General features: G+C 55.2%; 15 protein-coding genes. 11 read left to right on the top strand and 4 right to left on the bottom strand.

The genetic code is table 11. From position 1 onward, the window contains the following. Positions 1 to 38 precede the first annotated feature (38 nt). The 3 genes from ACXADJ_RS09110 (at position 39) to ACXADJ_RS09100 (ending at position 2,219) form a co-directional block, all read left to right on the top strand. Positions 39 to 617 (top strand): hypothetical protein, encoded by a 579-nt coding sequence (locus ACXADJ_RS09110; protein WP_475064984.1) that lies wholly within the window; start codon positions 39 to 41, stop codon positions 615 to 617. 213 nt (positions 618 to 830) lie between these two features. Then, positions 831 to 1,838 (top strand): SRPBCC family protein, encoded by a 1,008-nt coding sequence (locus ACXADJ_RS09105; RefSeq protein WP_475064982.1) that lies wholly within the window; start codon positions 831 to 833, stop codon positions 1,836 to 1,838. A gap of 30 nt (positions 1,839 to 1,868) precedes the next feature. Beyond that, positions 1,869 to 2,219, top strand: a complete 351-nt coding sequence (locus ACXADJ_RS09100) for a hypothetical protein (protein ID WP_475064980.1) — start codon at positions 1,869 to 1,871, stop codon at positions 2,217 to 2,219. A gap of 150 nt (positions 2,220 to 2,369) precedes the next feature. Here ACXADJ_RS09100 and ACXADJ_RS09095 read toward each other — a convergent pair whose 3' ends face one another. From ACXADJ_RS09095 to arsC, 3 genes are read right to left on the bottom strand one after another with little or no spacing between them, the layout of a single operon-like run. Further along, the gene (locus ACXADJ_RS09095; protein WP_475064978.1) at positions 2,370 to 2,777 is read right to left on the bottom strand and encodes a DUF2069 domain-containing protein; all 408 of its coding nucleotides are present in this window, start codon (positions 2,775 to 2,777) and stop codon (positions 2,370 to 2,372) included. A gap of 2 nt (positions 2,778 to 2,779) precedes the next feature. Beyond that, positions 2,780 to 3,397: an NAD(P)H:quinone oxidoreductase gene (wrbA, locus tag ACXADJ_RS09090; RefSeq protein ID WP_028292749.1), complete on the bottom strand. Its 618-nt coding sequence runs from the start codon at positions 3,395 to 3,397 to the stop codon at positions 2,780 to 2,782. After that, a complete protein-coding gene (gene arsC, locus ACXADJ_RS09085) occupies positions 3,397 to 3,747 on the bottom strand; it encodes an arsenate reductase (glutaredoxin) (protein WP_475064976.1) in 351 nt (116 codons plus the stop codon). The genes wrbA and arsC overlap by 1 nt, the downstream gene beginning before the upstream one ends. 96 nt (positions 3,748 to 3,843) lie before the next feature. Here arsC and ACXADJ_RS09080 point away from each other — a divergent pair, with 96 nt between their 5' ends. From ACXADJ_RS09080 to ACXADJ_RS09060, 5 genes are all read left to right on the top strand, one after another. Next, positions 3,844 to 5,100, top strand: a complete 1,257-nt coding sequence (locus ACXADJ_RS09080; RefSeq protein WP_475064974.1) for a YihY family inner membrane protein — start codon at positions 3,844 to 3,846, stop codon at positions 5,098 to 5,100. After that, on the top strand, positions 5,097 to 6,614 hold the full coding sequence (locus ACXADJ_RS09075; RefSeq protein ID WP_475064970.1) for a serine hydrolase domain-containing protein: 1,518 nt from the start codon (positions 5,097 to 5,099) through the stop codon (positions 6,612 to 6,614). The genes ACXADJ_RS09080 and ACXADJ_RS09075 overlap by 4 nt, the downstream gene beginning before the upstream one ends. A 390-nt stretch (positions 6,615 to 7,004) precedes the next feature. Then, positions 7,005 to 8,327, top strand: coding sequence for a DUF3422 family protein (locus ACXADJ_RS09070; protein ID WP_036534456.1), 1,323 nt, complete (start codon positions 7,005 to 7,007; stop codon positions 8,325 to 8,327). Between the two features lie 532 nt (positions 8,328 to 8,859). Continuing rightward, positions 8,860 to 9,399, top strand: a complete 540-nt coding sequence (locus ACXADJ_RS09065; RefSeq protein ID WP_475064965.1) for a hypothetical protein — start codon at positions 8,860 to 8,862, stop codon at positions 9,397 to 9,399. After that, the gene (locus ACXADJ_RS09060; RefSeq protein ID WP_475064963.1) at positions 9,377 to 10,249 is read left to right on the top strand and encodes a hypothetical protein; all 873 of its coding nucleotides are present in this window, start codon (positions 9,377 to 9,379) and stop codon (positions 10,247 to 10,249) included. The genes ACXADJ_RS09065 and ACXADJ_RS09060 overlap by 23 nt, the downstream gene beginning before the upstream one ends. Before the next feature lie 130 nt (positions 10,250 to 10,379). Here ACXADJ_RS09060 and ACXADJ_RS09055 read toward each other — a convergent pair whose 3' ends face one another. After that, positions 10,380 to 12,173 (bottom strand): DUF885 family protein, encoded by a 1,794-nt coding sequence (locus ACXADJ_RS09055; protein ID WP_475064961.1) that lies wholly within the window; start codon positions 12,171 to 12,173, stop codon positions 10,380 to 10,382. A gap of 267 nt (positions 12,174 to 12,440) precedes the next feature. Between ACXADJ_RS09055 and ACXADJ_RS09050 the strand changes: the two genes are divergently transcribed. From ACXADJ_RS09050 to prmB, 3 genes are all read left to right on the top strand, one after another. Beyond that, the gene (locus ACXADJ_RS09050; RefSeq protein WP_475064959.1) at positions 12,441 to 13,331 is read left to right on the top strand and encodes a DUF4892 domain-containing protein; all 891 of its coding nucleotides are present in this window, start codon (positions 12,441 to 12,443) and stop codon (positions 13,329 to 13,331) included. Positions 13,332 to 13,333: 2 nt separating this feature from the next. After that, positions 13,334 to 14,272 carry a patatin-like phospholipase family protein gene (locus ACXADJ_RS09045; RefSeq protein WP_475064957.1) on the top strand — a complete coding sequence of 313 codons (939 nt, stop codon included), beginning with the start codon at positions 13,334 to 13,336 and terminating at the stop codon, positions 14,270 to 14,272. Positions 14,273 to 14,347: 75 nt separating this feature from the next. Further along, positions 14,348 to 15,280, top strand: a complete 933-nt coding sequence (gene prmB / locus ACXADJ_RS09040) for a 50S ribosomal protein L3 N(5)-glutamine methyltransferase (protein ID WP_036534452.1) — start codon at positions 14,348 to 14,350, stop codon at positions 15,278 to 15,280. The last annotated feature ends 18 nt before the right edge of the window (positions 15,281 to 15,298 follow it).

The raw sequence follows: 15,298 nt of genomic DNA, 5'->3' as shown, positions 1-15,298 counted from the left end.
CGTGTGTAATAGGTTAGCTTCCTCAGAGCGTTTCGTAAATGAAGATATGTTTTGATATTTATTATTTTGATGTTGAAAAATACACATTTGGTGTGAAGTTCCCAAAAGGAGCCGGAACCATCATTTTGGATGGAAAGACCACTCAAAATGAGGTTGGGATTTTTATAGGGTCTTTGCTTGAATTCAATGAATTGGCTTTGAACTCCGAATTTATTAATGCTCTTGACTTGAAGGGCGAAATAGCGCTTAGCGGTGGTACGCTATTCGAGAAAAATGGAGTATCTATCAAACCTTCATGTTGTGCAGACCTCCAGGATTGGAAAAATGTAATTGAGGGCCTTCCTCAGCATAAGAGTAGTTGGATGGGGCACGACCCAACCCCTGCTTTTATGTTTGATGGGGATCAAATTACCTTGTGGAGCGATGATTCTGATAATGAAAACTCTTTTAGTATAGAATTTAGCCAGTCGGAAGTGAGTGGCTTTAATCTATCTGCCCAACAAGATCTCACTGATTTTTTAAAAAGTGTTGAAGAGTGGGCATTAAATTTCTACAAAGAAGATCCGCAGAGTTTAGTTAATGCCATTAAAGAGTACTTGCTGTTAAATGGAAGCTGACAATGGTTGGCAACGGAATGAGTGATCTTCCCCCGTTTTGCCGGACACCTTTTTAAGCACGAAAAGGTAAATTCACCCTCGGCCAGTTCAGGCAACTGAACTCAAATGTCCATCAGTAGAGATGCTCCTACAAGACGTCCGCCTTGGCTGGGGTTCTTGAGTCCGCTAGAGTTCAGGGCGATGAATGGAAAACAGTACTGTCCGGAAAAGAGGATGAAGAGCAAGGTGGCTACAAAACCAAGGAATCCTGAACAACCAAAGTATATCGGCATCGCACTTGGTGTTATTTATGGTCTTTCACTCAGGCTTTTGTGGGAAATCGAAGCCCTGCGGAATGTGGGTGGGCTGGTCACTGTCTCATTTATGTTTTTTGTGCCGTTTGTGATTGGATTTATTCGTATCCACTTTGAGTGCAAGGTAAACCCTGATCTCACCATCGGCAGAATGATCACGCTATCCTGGCAGCCTATCTTCGTTTTTCTGCTGGCTTCTGTTGTAACACTATTGGAAGGAAGTATTTGTGTTGCAATGGCACTTCCTGCATTTATGTTCTTTTCCAGTCTCGGTGGTGTGGCTGCCGGGTGCCTGTATCGATATTTCACCCAAAAGCGCAACGCCACTTTGATGTCGGTGGCGCTACTGCCTGTGTTGGTCGCGCCGGTAGAGGTTAACTTTATTGAAACGAGTAAAACTTACACAGTTGAAAACAGCATTGTTATTGATGCCTCTCCAGCTGCCGTTTGGAAGCAGCTTGGGGAAGTGGAGTTAATTCAGTCAGGTGAGTTTGATGTTTCACTGACTTCCTTGATCGGCGTGCCAAGACCAATCAAGGCCAGCATGAATGCGCATGAAACCGGTGCTGTGCGTACCAGTGAGTGGGAAGAGGGGGTTGTATTCAGGGAGGTCATTACAGCCTGGGAGCCGGGCAGCAAAATGACGTATTCCTTTGATATCAACCCTGACGAAATTCCGGATCATGCATTGGACAAGCATGTGAAACTTGGTGGCGAATACTTTTCGCCATTGGACGGAGGCTACTACTTGTCGCAAGGCCAGGATGGCAATACGGTCTTAACGCTGAAGACCAGATTGGTGGATAACACCAATTTTGGTATTTACTCTCGTGTCTGGGGAGAGTTGATCTTCCGTGATTTTCATATTTCGCTGCTAAAACTTATGAAATCCAGGGCTGAAAAATCAAATAATATGGACGGGGTGTAAGCTCCAATCGTGATATTTAAGGAAGATAAGATGAAGTTTTTGGGTTTGCTTTTGGCGGTTCTTATGACCGCATGTGCAAGTAATAAGGAGATTCAAACGGTTGCGCTGACGAAGGAGTCGCCGCCTCAGTTGTGGTCTGACCACAAGCTACTTCAGGCTTCCCCGGACTTGTGTGCCATAAAAGGGGAGTCCATCTTGAAATCTCTGAGTTTTTCAAATGTTGTGAAGAATGGCACCTACGTATATGGCAACTTCAGCAGTAGTCGAGCGGCTATAAAGTGCGTTCCTGTACCAGAAGGTTCTTTTGTTTATGCGGCGGTCGCTGGTCCTGAAGTTGAGGTTGTACGCAGGTTGCGGAACGAAATTGTCTGGAAACTTTAATCAGCGACTCTCCATTTTTGGAAATCTCCCTGAAGCGCCGTACATACCGGTACCGACGTGCATCCCATAAACAACAAAGCCGGGATTATCCCGGCTTTGTTGTCTCTTGCTTAGTCAGCCATCAAGCACTGACTGCTGATCTTCCAGCATTTACAACCCCGCATCCGCCCGCTTTTGCCAGCGGGTAAACAGCATGGCGCTGATGAATATCACCAGTGTCAGTACGGTCATCAGCCATCCCCAGCCGCTGCTGCCCGGTGTAAACACCAGCATGACCGCCAGTACAAAATACAGTTGGATCATGTAGGCCATCCATGAGGCTGTTTTGTGCGAGCGGGCAATCAGTCCGGGTACAAACAGCAGTAATGGCAAGCATTTGAACAGGGCGATGCCCAGTCCAGCCAGCCACAGCATAGGGCCTGGTTCCACGTCTTGTGGCGGGTTGGCCAGGGTAGACAGCAGCAGTGTCAGCAGTAAGCCAATGTAGCTACCAACCAGCACCTTGAAGGCCAGTTTGGCTTTGCCAGTAAAGTTCGTTGTGGTGGGGGTGTCTGTCATGGTTAACCTTCTTGCAGCAGGGCTTTGGCCAGTATTGCTACCCGTTTGCCTTGCGCCAGGCAGAGTGCTTTTTCATGGTCGCTGAGGCGCTGGTCGTTGTTGGCTCCGGCCCAGTGGCTCATGCCGTATGGGGTGCCACCGGTGCTGGTTTCACTCAGTTCGGCGTTTTTGTACGGCAAGCCTGCGAACACCATGCCGTGGTGCAGCAGTGGCAACGCCATGGTCAACAGGGTGCTTTCCTGACCGCCGTGCAAGGACGAGGTAGAGGTGAATACACCCGCTGGTTTGTCGGCCAGTGCACCGCTGAGCCAGAGGCCGCTGGTGCTATCGATGAAGTATTTCAGCGGGGCAGCCATGTTGCCAAAGCGGGTAGGGCTGCCCATCAGCAGGCCTGCGCAGTGACGCAGGTCGTCCTGGCTGCAATACACCGCGCCGTCTTCAGGCACCGCAGGCAAGCTGCTGTCGGTGTCTGGTGATACCGGCGGCACGGTACGAATGCGCACGTCCATACCGGTTTGTTCAACACCGCGGGCAATCAATTTGGCCAGCTCGGCGGTTTTGCCGTGACGGCTGTAGTACAGCACCAGTACATAGGGCTTGCTTGCGTGAGCCTGGGTCATTAAACGATCTCCAGCACCTGCTCGGGTGGTCGACCAATACGAGCCTGGTCGCCGTTGATCACAATAGGGCGTTCAATCAGTTTTGGGGTGTTTGCCATGGCGCTTACCAGCGCGGCTTCGTCGGTGACGTCTGCCAGGCCTTGTTCCTTGTATTCCGCTTCTTTGGTGCGCATCAGGTCGCGTGCGCTGGACAGGCCCAGCAGGTTGATCAGTTGACGGATATCGGCTTCAGAGGGGGCGTCTTTCAGATATTCAACCACGGTTGGTTCAATGCCTTTGTCCTGCAGCAGCTTGAGGGTCTCGCGGGACTTGGAGCAGCGGGGATTGTGGTAGATACGGATTTCACTCATGCTTGAATCCTTAAACGTCAATAAAAGTTGTAAATAGCCAGTCGTAGATAGAAAGACTCACCGATTTCTGCTGCGATTGTAACAAGGAAGCCACTGATGCTCACCGCTTTCCGCCGAGGACGACGGGTACTTACATTGATCTGGCAGACCCTTCAGCGATTTGAATCGATGGAGCGGCGACGCGATGCAGCAGCATTAACCTATACCACTCTGTTTGCTCTGGTTCCGGTGATTACCGTGACCTATTCCATCCTGTCGGCTATTCCGGCGTTGCAGGAGTGGGGCGCTCAAGCCCACGCCAGCCTGATTGGTTATGTGATGCCGCAAGGCAGCGATACGGTATCGCGCTATCTGGTTGAATTCAGTGAACAGGCCCGGGAGCTTACCTGGATTGGTATTGTGTTCCTGTTTATTACGGCGCTGTTGCTGCTGCAAACCATTGAAGAGCAGTTCAACCGTATCTGGCAGGTTGAAGTGTCGCGTTCTACCTTGCAGCGCTTTTTCCGCTATTGGGCGGTATTGAGCTTGGGGCCCTTGCTGTTTGCGGCCGCACAGGCGGGCAGCTCGGTGTTGGCATCCTTGAGCTTGTTGCCCGATGACGCCGGTTGGCTGGGTGACTCGGTGCCATGGGCCGCACGTTTGGTGCCATGGTCGATGACGGCAGCGGCGATTACGTTTGTGTACATGATGGTGCCGAACTGCAAGGTGCCCGCCAAGGATGCCGTGATTGCGGCGGTGGTGGTGGCAACGGCGTTTGAAACCGGCAAGTTTCTGTTTGCTCGTATCGTCGGCATGTTTCCTTCCTATCAACTGATATACGGGGCGTTTGCGGCGGTGCCCTTGTTCCTGATGTGGGTGTATATCAGCTGGATGCTGCTGCTGTTCGGGGCCGAACTGAGTTATGCCCTGAGTCACCCTAACAGTCGCTGGGCTGGCGATCCTTTGCGGCAACGGCTGGCGCTGGCGGCAGCCTTGCGCGATGGCCAGAATAACGGCGGCAAGGGACTGACGGACCAGCAACTGCGAAAGCGACTGCGCCATGTGCCTGCACAACAACTTTCGGCTTTGTTGAAGCTGTTCGTACAACAAGGCTGGGTGGCGCAAACCCAGAACGATACCTGGGTGTGGCTGCCGGATATGCGCAGCCTGACGCTGGGTGCCTTTATTGCCGACCTGAGCCTTGAGCAAATCACCGAAGCTGAGCAGACCAGTGATCATCAGGCAGGTGATAGTAACGCCGCGCTGTCGGACTGGTTGCAGCAATGGCAAAACAATGTGGCGACCAGCCTGGATGTGACGCTGGATCAGCTGATGAATAGCAGCAAGGATGAACAAGGAGCACCGCACCAATGAGTATGCGTCACCGGATTGGAGTGCTGGTGCATTTGCTGTTGTGGGGGCTGGGCATTCTGTTGCTGGCTGCGGTGACCTACTTATGGCTGGCACGCCCGGTGGTGACTGGCTACGCCGCCAAGTATATGTGCTCTGGCTTGTGGGTGTCGGGCCTGCCGCAATCCTGGTTGCAGCAAACGGCGATTGCTCCGGCACTGCAACCGGCGTCAGACTGGCTGGAGTATGACGTCAATGAGCAGCAGCGACGGGTTAGCGTTGGTTTTCTGGGCTTATCGCAAACGGCTCAGTGGGCGGCCGGTCGTGGTTGTACCTTGTTGAACGACGCCGATAACCGCGTTGTGGCTTTGCCAGACACCGGCACTGGGCAACCATCTGAAGAGCTGAGTGACTCTGACCCGGTTTCGGGCTCGGTTTCAGCTTCAGTTTCAGAACCGTCTTCAGATTCGCCTTCTGCTTCATCCAACCCCACCAGTCCTGCCCTTGCTGTGAATGACGGAAATAGAGCGCCCGTGACGCTTGATGAGCGGCAACAGCAGCGTATTCATCAACTGCTGAACGAGGCTTTTGCTGAACCAGATGGCCAGTCTCGTAACACGCTGGCGGTGTTGGTGTCGTGGAAAGGTCAACGGATTGCGGAACGCTATCAGGCTCCGGTCACCGCCGAAACCCCGATGCTGGGCTGGTCGATGACCAAGTCCCTGTTGGCCACCTGGGTTGGCTTGGCCGAACAGCAGCAGCTTTTAACCCGCACCAGTCCGGTCGCTGATTTGTGGCCACAAGTTGGCCCACAGCTGACGCTGGAGCACTTGCTGCGAATGCAAAGCGGCCTCGATTTCGACGAGTGGTATCAGCCTGCGGATGACGTCACCACCATGCTGTATTGCTCCGCCGACATGGCCGCCATGGTGGCGGATCAGCGTCGCGAAATTGCTCCGGCGACGGAGTGGCGTTATTCCAGTGGTGACAGCAACCTGGCGGCTTCCATCTGGCTGAATGCTGTACAGCAGGGCGATAGTCACTGGCGTGACTGGCTGCAGCAGTCGTTGTGGCAACCGCTGGGTATTGAACATGCCACGGTAGAAACCGATTTGTCTGGCACGCCGGTCGCGTCGTCCTATAGCTACATGACGCCTGCCGAGTGGCTGGCCGTGGGGCAGTTCTGGCTTAACAGCTGGCATGGCCGCAAAACCCAGGGCATTGGCTTGCCACGCAGCTGGATGCAACAAGCGTTAACGTCCACTCTGAATGCCAATGCTGGTCATATGTATGGCATGGGATTTTGGCTCAACCTGCCAGACCCAACGCTGGCCGATGCGGGCGAGCGCAAGTTCAGCAAGCGTTGGCCGGAACTTCCGGAGTCGGTGTTTTGGGCCCGTGGCCACGATGGCCAATACGTTTTGGTTGCTCCAGAGCAGCAGCTGGTGGTGGTGCGTTTTGGCCTGACGCCCGGTTTGGATGATGGAATGGATACTCTGGTATCAGGACTTTTGGATGCCTTGACCCCAGCAGGTTAACGCTGCAGTTCCATTGGCGAAAGCCATCGTTAGAGGTTAGTCTGGCTCGATAATAATTAGGGACCCTCTGAAGAACTCGGTGCCCGCTCTGGATGACAGGGCGAAGCTGAATCACGAAGCTGATTTGCAGGCCTGGCGGGTCAAGTCAAAAATCAGCGACACAGAGTCAGCAATGCCCTGCCATCCCCGTAGGGCGCGGCCTGCAGGCCGCCAGAACGGCGTTGGCGAATTTGGAAAGGACTAGTCATTCCGCTGCATTCGCCGCCTTGTTCTGACAACCTGCAGAACTCGCGCAGAGCTGTGCGGAGTTTTTCAGAGGGTCCCTCTCCACTTCACGCCTCTGGTTTAGGTGAGGCGTGAAGTATTTGGATATAGGAATGAGAGCGAGCCATGACCCCAAATCAGGCACCGGATATTGCCAACCCAGCCCTTTCTTTGAGCGTGCATCCAATGCGCTCGGTGTTGTACGAGGAACTGCATAATCGCCCGTCGCCGGTGATTGAAGGCAGCTGCCAGGTCGCCCACTTTACCGTCAAACTGAACGACAACCGTCAGGAGCTGCACGCCCATGTGGTGGAGCTGTGCCGTCGTTTCAGTGTGCCCGCGCCAGACCCGGATTCCTCCTGTCTCTATCAGGATTTTGGCGGCTTTGAACTGCGCTGGGAACGCCACCTGGAGTTTGCCAACTTCACTTTTATTGTGCCTACCGAACGGGCTTTCGAAACCGATGCTCTGGCGTTTATTCCGAAAGACTGGCTGGCAGCGATGCCGGGTGAGCTGGTGGTGGCGGTCAGCTTGTCGCTGGTGTCTGAGCAGCCAACCGAAAAACAACTGCATCAGTGGTTTGAAGGTCAGCGCGTCACCGGGGCATCGGTGGCGGATGGTCATGCTTCTGTGTGGACGGCCTTCCGCCTGCACAGCGATGGTTTTGGTCGGATTCTGGCTTGCAACAAGGGCCTGAACCCGTACCAGACCGGTCGCTTGGTGCAACGCCTGTTCGAGCTGGAAACCTACCGTTTGATGTCGCTGTTGGCATTGCCGGTGGCACGCAAGATGGGCCACGAGTTGAGTCGGGTTGAAATGGATCTGGCTGAGTTGAACCAGAACATTTCAGAACTGGAAAACCAGCTGGACGACCGTGAGTTACTGAAATCCCTGTCGCAACTGGCGGCGGATGTCGAGCGTCACCGTTCCGACACCAACTTCCGTTTTGCGGCGGCCAAGGCCTATCACGAACTGGTTCGTGATCGTTTGAATCAGCTGAAAGAGCAGCCGCTGGATGGTTTTCAGAGCATGCGGGAATTTCTGGAACGGCGTCTGACGCCCGGCATCAATACCTGTATGTCGGTGCGGGACCAGCTGGAAGACCTGTCCCGACGAATTCACCGTACCACCAGTTTGCTGCGAACCCGGGTCGATTTGTCGATTCAGGAGCAAAACCAGCGTTTGCTGTCGTCGATGAACCAGCGCAGCGAGCTGCAATTGCGCCTGCAGCAAACGGTTGAAGGTCTGTCGGTGGTGGTTATCTGCTACTACATTCTGGGGCTGGTTGGCATTGGTGCCGAAGGCATGAAGGCCTTTGGTCTGAGTGTTGATCCTTACGTGGCCAAGGGTGTTGCGCTGCCCATCATCCTGATTGCGGTGTACTCCGGCATCAAACACCTGCGCGAACATTTGACCGAAGGGCATGGCGACTCGTCGAAGAAGGACTAGGGACCCTCTGAAAAACTCCGCACAGCTCTGCGCGAGTCCTGCAGGTCGTCAGAACAAGGTGGCGAATGCAGTGGAATGGCTGGCCCTTTCCAAATTCGCCAACACCGTTCTGGCGGGTTGCAGGCCGCGCCCTGCGGGGATGGCAGGGCATTGCTGACTCTGTGTCGCTGATTTTTGACTTGACCCATCAGGCCTGCAAATCAGCTTCGTGATTCAGCGTCGCCCTGTCATCCAGAGCGGGCACCGAGTTTTTCAGAGAGTCCCTAGCGCTGCTTTCCTCATAGAACCTCCCGGCGTCCCGTTCTGGGCCGCTGGGTGTCTGGCTTTCTTCCGCCAATAAATCCTGACGGCAATTCACTGCCGCTGCGCTGCCGTTGCATTGACACTTTCCTGACGTTTTCCTGACGTGATTTTGCCACCGGCGTGTTTGGCTTTTCTAACTCCCTGAAATTATTACGAATTTCGAACATGGTCTGGCAATTGCTGGAGTCTGTGTGTGTTTGCTATTCGGGCAGTCGAGCCGGAGTATTTTATGAGCCGTATTTCTTCACAGCCGCCAGAGTCCAGTCATCAGAGTGCGTCACGGTCCTTGATGCTGGTGTCGGATAATCGTTTGCCAATGCTGATCAGTCAGCGCCATGACAGCTCCATCGAGCTGCCGCCTTTGCCAACCGCAGGCTGCGGGGTATCGGTATTGTCGTGGGCCGACCGGTTTTTGCGGGCTTACGAGCAACGAACCCTGCATTTTACCGACCAGGACGGTGTGCAGCGGGTGGCAGCAGAAACCGTCGCGGCCGAGGTCGCCAAGGTGCGCCGGGTATTGGCGTCGCTGGACCAGACGGAAGAAGAACAATGGCATCGCCGCGAAGTGGAGGCCTTTGAGTTTACCGCCGACCACTACGACTTCCTGATTGCATCCCGTGCGCCCCAATGTTTAACCGATGCGTTTCAGCTGTTGATGTTGCTGCTGTTGTCGGTAGACCAATTCCGTAAACGTCATGCTCAAACCGGTGTTGAATTCAGCTTCGCGGGTGTTGAGGAGGTTCTGAATGCCAATCGAACAATCAGTTAAACCCGTTTCTTTTTGCGCTACTGTCCGCCAGCTGGTGGCCGTTGCCGTGCTGTCGCTGGCGTCGGCTGCTCAGGCCGATGGTTTCAGTTGGTCAAAAGACGTCAGTGCGATGCCAGAAAGTGGCACTGGCACGTCATTTGGAACCGACCAAATGTCGCTGATGCTGCCTTTGCAGGAAAATCAGGGCCGTGAAGAGGGCTTGCGAACATCCGCAGGGCTGACGGTGAGCAGCTTTGAATGGACTGGCTCAGACGCGGCCAGCAGTCAGTATTTTTGGCTGTCGATGCCCATTCAGTACTGGCAGCGACGGATGACCAGTGGCCAGATTCGTATTCGCTTTGAGCCGGGTTTGATGACCGACTTCGACAACATCAATACCGATAGCCTGATGGCTAACCTGCAACTGTACTGGCGCCAGCAAATGTCGGGTGACTGGTTCTGGCAGGCGGGTCTGATGGTCGACCGTCGTTTTGGTGACGTTACCCCAAGGCCAATGGCGGGGATTGCCTGGAAAGCCTTCAGCAGCACCGAGCTGCTGCTGGGGTTGCCTGAAACCCGGCTGCAAACCGGCTGGAACAAGCACTTTACGTCGTACCTGAATATTCGCCCGGATGGTGGTGTGTGGCGCGAAGCCATTGAAGGTCTGGATGGTTCTTACGACGTGCGCTATCGCAATTGGCGCATGGGGTTGGGGGCCGATTTCTGGTGGCGTGGCAATATCTGGATCAATGCAGAATTGGGTCAGCAGCGGCTGCGTAAGATCACTGCCCATGATTCGACGGGTGCCAAGGTGACGGCCAATCCGGCCGACAACAATTACTGGCAGGCGGGCATCAAGGTTAAATTCTGATCGGCTTGTCTGCGGTTGAGAGCAGGTAAGCAACAAGCCCGACCCCGGCGCTGAATCTGTTGAACCAGATTCACAAACCGGGAGTCGGGCTTTTTGGTTAAGGGCTATAGGTTCTCTGGTTCTCTGTCGGTCAGTGAGCCTGCAACCAGGCGTCCAGCCAAATAGGGTACAAGGCCGCAGGCAGGGTGCCCTGTTTTAACCAGTCTGAATGGAACGCCAGCAAGGCACGGGACTGGCTGGCAGCGGCTTCGGCATCCTGCATCAGTGCCAGAATGTTGGCCCGTGAAATCGCCGCGTGGGCAAAGTGTGCAGGCTGTGCGCGGATAGCGGCAATGCGGTTGCTGCACTGTTTTTCCGACATAAAGCTGTTGAGCTGACAGTACTGGTTGGCTTTGGCGTTGTCCCATTCGTACAAATGCACGGCAACGTCGAGCACCAGATTCAATTCCTGCTCCATTTCATCCAGCAGCACCCAGGCGTGTTCCGACGGCGACTGATAGCCTCCCAGATCGCTGGCCAGCTCAGCGGCAATGTCTGGCCAGCCAGGTTCAAACGCGGCTTCCAGGTCGGTTTTCAGAAAATCAGGCAACTGCGAGTTTTCCTGCGCCATGGCGTATTGCAGGTGCTTGCCCGGCAGGGTGTCCTTGTACAGGTCCAGCGGCCAGCGCCACTCGTTCGGATGGGTTTGCGCGGTGGTGTAATAAATCCCCGGCAGACCCAATAGCGGTTTTGGCGGCTGGTAGTGCGGGTGGTGAATGGCCGGGTTGGTTTCCGGCTGGATCACCAGCTCGGTGGTGGGCAAGGATTCAAAGGCGTACGGCAAGCGTTCGCTTACAGCACGCAAACGCTTGAGAGACTCACTTTGCACGTCGCCCGGTGCTACCCGGTTGGACGCCAGCCAGGCACGCAGCTGCTGAGCCAGCGGCTGGGTATCATCCAGTTGCAACTCAACCCGCAATTGCTGTTGCAGGGCCGCGAGACGGCTTTTGGCAATTTCCTGTAGCAGCTCCGGCGCATCGGTGGCTCCCAACTGGCTCAGCTGCAAGCGGTAGCAGGCATCGCCGCCGGGCTGTTGTTGCCAGCTCAGCTGTGGCTGGCTGTTCAGCGATTTGATGGTAGCTCTCAATGAGCGTAAAACCGGCAGCAGATGGTTGGTAACGGCGCTTTTGGCGTCTGCTTGTAGCACGTCCTGACTGGAAGGGTAGAGTTTCAGAGCCGTCAGTTGTTGCTGAATATCCACCCAGAACGGTGATGGCGTGCTGCTGTCGGAGAATGGATAACCCGCCAGTTGGCGGTCCAGGTAGGCCAGCGCGGCGTCGCGTTCGCTATCAAGGTTTACGACGCCCTTGGCCTGTTGCTGCTCCAATTGTACTTGCCAGGCTTTCAGCTGTTCTGCGGCGGCACTCATGGTGTTCAACAAGGCCTGAAAATCAGGAATGGTTTGGGCCTGAAAGTGTTTGCCCAGTTGCTCCAGCACCTGCTGTGGCAAAAATGCCTGCGGCCCCAGTGACGACCAATGTTCCTTGCACTGACGCCATTCCTGCTGCTGGCCCAGTCGGTATTGCAGCGCACGTGCATACAACTGCTGACGGGCGGGCAGGGCACCGTGCGGCATTTGCTCCAGTTGTTCTTCCAGATCGGCAAGTTGCTGATACCACTCATCATCTGCGGCAGTACCGGTGGCCGCAAGTTGTGGCGTCAGTGTCAGACCTTTCTGAAACGCCTGATACGGATAGCGTTGCAGTAGCCCCTTATAGTACTCGCTCTGGGCCTGCTCCAGTGTTGCCATGGCAGCATCGGTTTGGGCGGGGGAAAAGGTTTCAGGAACGCTGACCGGCGTGGTCGGGGTCGACTGGCAGCCACTCAGCGCCAGTGCCAACAGCAGTGCAGACACAGCGTGAGGTAACTTGGAGAAATGTGTCATGGAACTTCACTAACAAAAATGAGATCCGCAGTGTAGCAACCCCGTGCCAGCCGCAACAATGGTGCATCTCACCTGAAAACGGTTGCGACTGTTGTGGCTTTTGATGAAACTCTGATTATGTCATTGGCTTCGGAGCCGGTAGTCGGCCCAAGCGTTTCTGGAGTATCTGTTTTGCTCAAATTCCCGTTGGTGTGTTTTACCCGGTCCCCGGCCAAACGGTCGTCCATCTCTTTTCAGGCGCTGCCTTTTCTCAAACAGCTGTCTTGGGTGGCGCTGTCTTTTCTGCTGTTGTCCTTGCTGTCGCTGCCGACCCGAGCCGACACCGCCGCGTTGATTGAACAGGCTACGCCGGCAGGCAGCCGTCTGCTGACCGACCGAACGGAAACGGTACGGAATTACCGTCTGGCGCTGTCCGATCTCAAGCGTCAGTCAGCCACTACCTTTTCTGAACAGGAAGTGCGGGTAAACGGTGAGTTGCGTCGCCTGGCGTGGGAGTCCGGTGAAAAGCTGGATCTGACCAGTGCCGTAACGCCTTTGCTGATTACGCTGGACGCCAGCATGAGCGCCACCATTTTGTATCAGTGCGAAGATTTGGATTGCGGCAGCAGCCACTTTTGGGCCAACGAAATTTTCGGTAACGGCCGTCTGGTGGGACGCGACAACCAGCAGCGGCTGGTGATTGCCTACCTGACCGATGCGGCTTCTGGTGAACACACCGTGGTGATGTACTACGCCAGTCACCGCGGCCCACGCCAGACGGTAGCAGGCATGAACATTCTGAAAACCAAAGACCGCATCCTGCCGGAGACCATTAGCCGGGCCGATGTTGAAAACCGTCTCAGTGCCAGTTCCGGTTGGCTACCTGGCTTTGTTGCCGACGGCGGCGCGTTTGATGCCAGCCAGAGTCAGGCCTTGATCGACGTGCTGAAAGGCCTGTCCGATGGCGTCAAACAGCGCTTGCATCTGGTGGTGCATTGCTACGAATCGGGCGATATGGCGGTTAACCAGAGCTGCTCGGAGCGTTTGGCCAAGCAGTTACGAGTGGCGACCTTCGATGGCAGCCGTGAATTGAACGTCAGCGCCGGTGCGGCGTTGGCGCTGGCACCGGAAACCAGCAATAAACCGGCATTGCGTTTTGTGTTTTGGCCAAGGAGATAACAATGGCAAAAACAGTGGCTTTGGCCCTCGGAAGTGGTGGTGCCCGTGGTTACGCTCATATCGGTGTGATTGATGCCATTCGTGAGCGTGGCTACGACATTGTCGCCATCAGTGGCTGTTCCATGGGGGCGCTGGTGGGCGGTTTTTATTGCGCTGGCAAGCTCGATGAATACCGTGAATGGGTAACCAAACTGGGTTATTTGGATGTACTGAAGCTGGTCGATGTGTCGTTGTTGTCGAGCGGGGTGATCCGCGGTGACAAGGTGTTCAACATGCTGTCGGAAATGCTCGATGGTGTGCAGATTGAAGACCTGCCGATTCCTTTCACCGCTGTGGCGACCGATATGGTGGCGCGCAAGGAAATCTGGTTTCAGACCGGTTGTCTGGATACGGCCATCCGGGCGTCGGCAGCGATTCCGAGCATCTTCAATCCGGTCAAGGTTAACGGTCGTACGCTGGTTGACGGCGGTGTGCTGAATCCGCTGCCGATTTCCCCATGTGTGTCGGTTCATGCCGATCACATCATCGCGGTTGACCTCAACTCAGACACAGACTTGCCGACCGACTTTGTGTTTGAAGAGCAGGGCGAAGAACGGCCGCAAAAGCAAGCCTGGTTCAATACCGTGGTCGACAAGGCGACGCACTGGCTGGAATCCAAGCGCGGTGAAGACGGCCACGATGCCACCCTGCAAGTCGACGAAAACATCGGCAAGCTGGAAATGATCAACCAGATGTTTGAAACCATGCAGCTGTCGCTGACGCGTTTCAAAACGGCTGCCTATCCGCCCGATCTGATGATCAATATGCCGATGGAATCCTGCGAAATGTACGAGTTCTACCGTGCCACAGAAATGATTGATCTGGGCTATCACATCGCCAACAAGGCGTTGGATGCCTACGAACAGGGCAGCGCTAGTCCTTATGCCCGTTTGATGGGGTAAGAACCCGGCGGCTGTTGCTGGTTTGTGCGGGCCTGAGCGTTTAAACTAGCGGCTTTTTCCTGATCAGGCATCCGAATGGATTTGCACACCCAGGCGCAGGCCGCCATTGAAGAACTCCAGACCGTCCAGGACTTGCTACGCTGGTCGGTCAGCCGCATGAACGAATCCGATATCTACTTCGGTCATGGCACCGATAACTCGTGGGACGAAGCACGCTTGCTGGTAACCCACGCGTTGTCGCTGGGTTGGGATCTGGCGCCTGAGTGGTATACCTCCCGTCTGACCAAAGCTGAACGCCAGGCGGTGGTGGAGCTGATTTGTCATCGCATTGAATCCCGTCTGCCAGCGCCGTATCTGGTGGGCGAAGCCTGGTTCTGTGGTATGCCGTTTGCCGTGGATGAGCGCGTGCTGATTCCTCGTTCGCCCATTGGTGAAATGATCCAGAACGATTTTGCCCCTTGGTGGCAGGGTGAAGACGGCCGCGAGCCAACCCGTATTCTGGACCTCTGCACCGGCTCTGGCTGCATTGGTCTTGCCTGTGCGGCCCAGTACCCATTGGCCGAAGTTGAGCTGATGGATATTTCCTTCGATGCACTGGCATTGGCCGAAGAGAACATTCAGCGTCATGGCGTTGAAGACCGGGTGCAGGCGTTGCAATCCGACCTGATGGCGGCGGCTCATGGCAAGTACGACATCATTGTGACCAACCCGCCTTACGTTGATGCCGAAGACATGGCCAGCCTGCCAGACGAATACCGTCACGAGCCGGAACTGGCCTTGGCCGCTGGCGAAGATGGCCTGGATCTGGTCCACATCATCCTGCGTCAGGCACGTGAACATCTGGCGGAAGATGGCCTGTTGATTGTCGAAGTCGGCAACAGCTGGCCCGCGATGGAAGCGGCGTACCCGCAATTGCCACTGATCTGGCCCGAATTTGAGCGCGGCGGCCACGGCGTTTTTGTGCTGCAGGCCCGCGATTTACAGCTGCTGGATAGCGCGGCTGAATAACACCGAATCCAACGATAC

Source organism: Oceanobacter sp. ABM4_470 (assembly GCF_056158645.1).
This window is presented reverse-complemented; position numbering and strand designations above follow the sequence as displayed.

Coding starts and splice junctions, on each gene's coding strand:
- wrbA (WP_028292749.1), bottom strand. CDS start 3,397: ATGACCCAGGCTCACGCAAGCAAGCCCTATGTACTGGTGCTGTACTAC.
- prmB (WP_036534452.1), top strand. CDS start 14,348: ATGGATTTGCACACCCAGGCGCAGGCCGCCATTGAAGAACTCCAGACC.
- ACXADJ_RS09100 (WP_475064980.1), top strand. CDS start 1,869: ATGAAGTTTTTGGGTTTGCTTTTGGCGGTTCTTATGACCGCATGTGCA.
- ACXADJ_RS09075 (WP_475064970.1), top strand. CDS start 5,097: ATGAGTATGCGTCACCGGATTGGAGTGCTGGTGCATTTGCTGTTGTGG.
- ACXADJ_RS09060 (WP_475064963.1), top strand. CDS start 9,377: ATGCCAATCGAACAATCAGTTAAACCCGTTTCTTTTTGCGCTACTGTC.
- ACXADJ_RS09055 (WP_475064961.1), bottom strand. CDS start 12,173: ATGACACATTTCTCCAAGTTACCTCACGCTGTGTCTGCACTGCTGTTG.
- ACXADJ_RS09080 (WP_475064974.1), top strand. CDS start 3,844: ATGCTCACCGCTTTCCGCCGAGGACGACGGGTACTTACATTGATCTGG.
- ACXADJ_RS09105 (WP_475064982.1), top strand. CDS start 831: ATGAAGAGCAAGGTGGCTACAAAACCAAGGAATCCTGAACAACCAAAG.
- ACXADJ_RS09095 (WP_475064978.1), bottom strand. CDS start 2,777: ATGACAGACACCCCCACCACAACGAACTTTACTGGCAAAGCCAAACTG.
- ACXADJ_RS09070 (WP_036534456.1), top strand. CDS start 7,005: ATGACCCCAAATCAGGCACCGGATATTGCCAACCCAGCCCTTTCTTTG.
- ACXADJ_RS09045 (WP_475064957.1), top strand. CDS start 13,334: ATGGCAAAAACAGTGGCTTTGGCCCTCGGAAGTGGTGGTGCCCGTGGT.
- ACXADJ_RS09110 (WP_475064984.1), top strand. CDS start 39: ATGAAGATATGTTTTGATATTTATTATTTTGATGTTGAAAAATACACA.
- arsC (WP_475064976.1), bottom strand. CDS start 3,747: ATGAGTGAAATCCGTATCTACCACAATCCCCGCTGCTCCAAGTCCCGC.
- ACXADJ_RS09065 (WP_475064965.1), top strand. CDS start 8,860: ATGAGCCGTATTTCTTCACAGCCGCCAGAGTCCAGTCATCAGAGTGCG.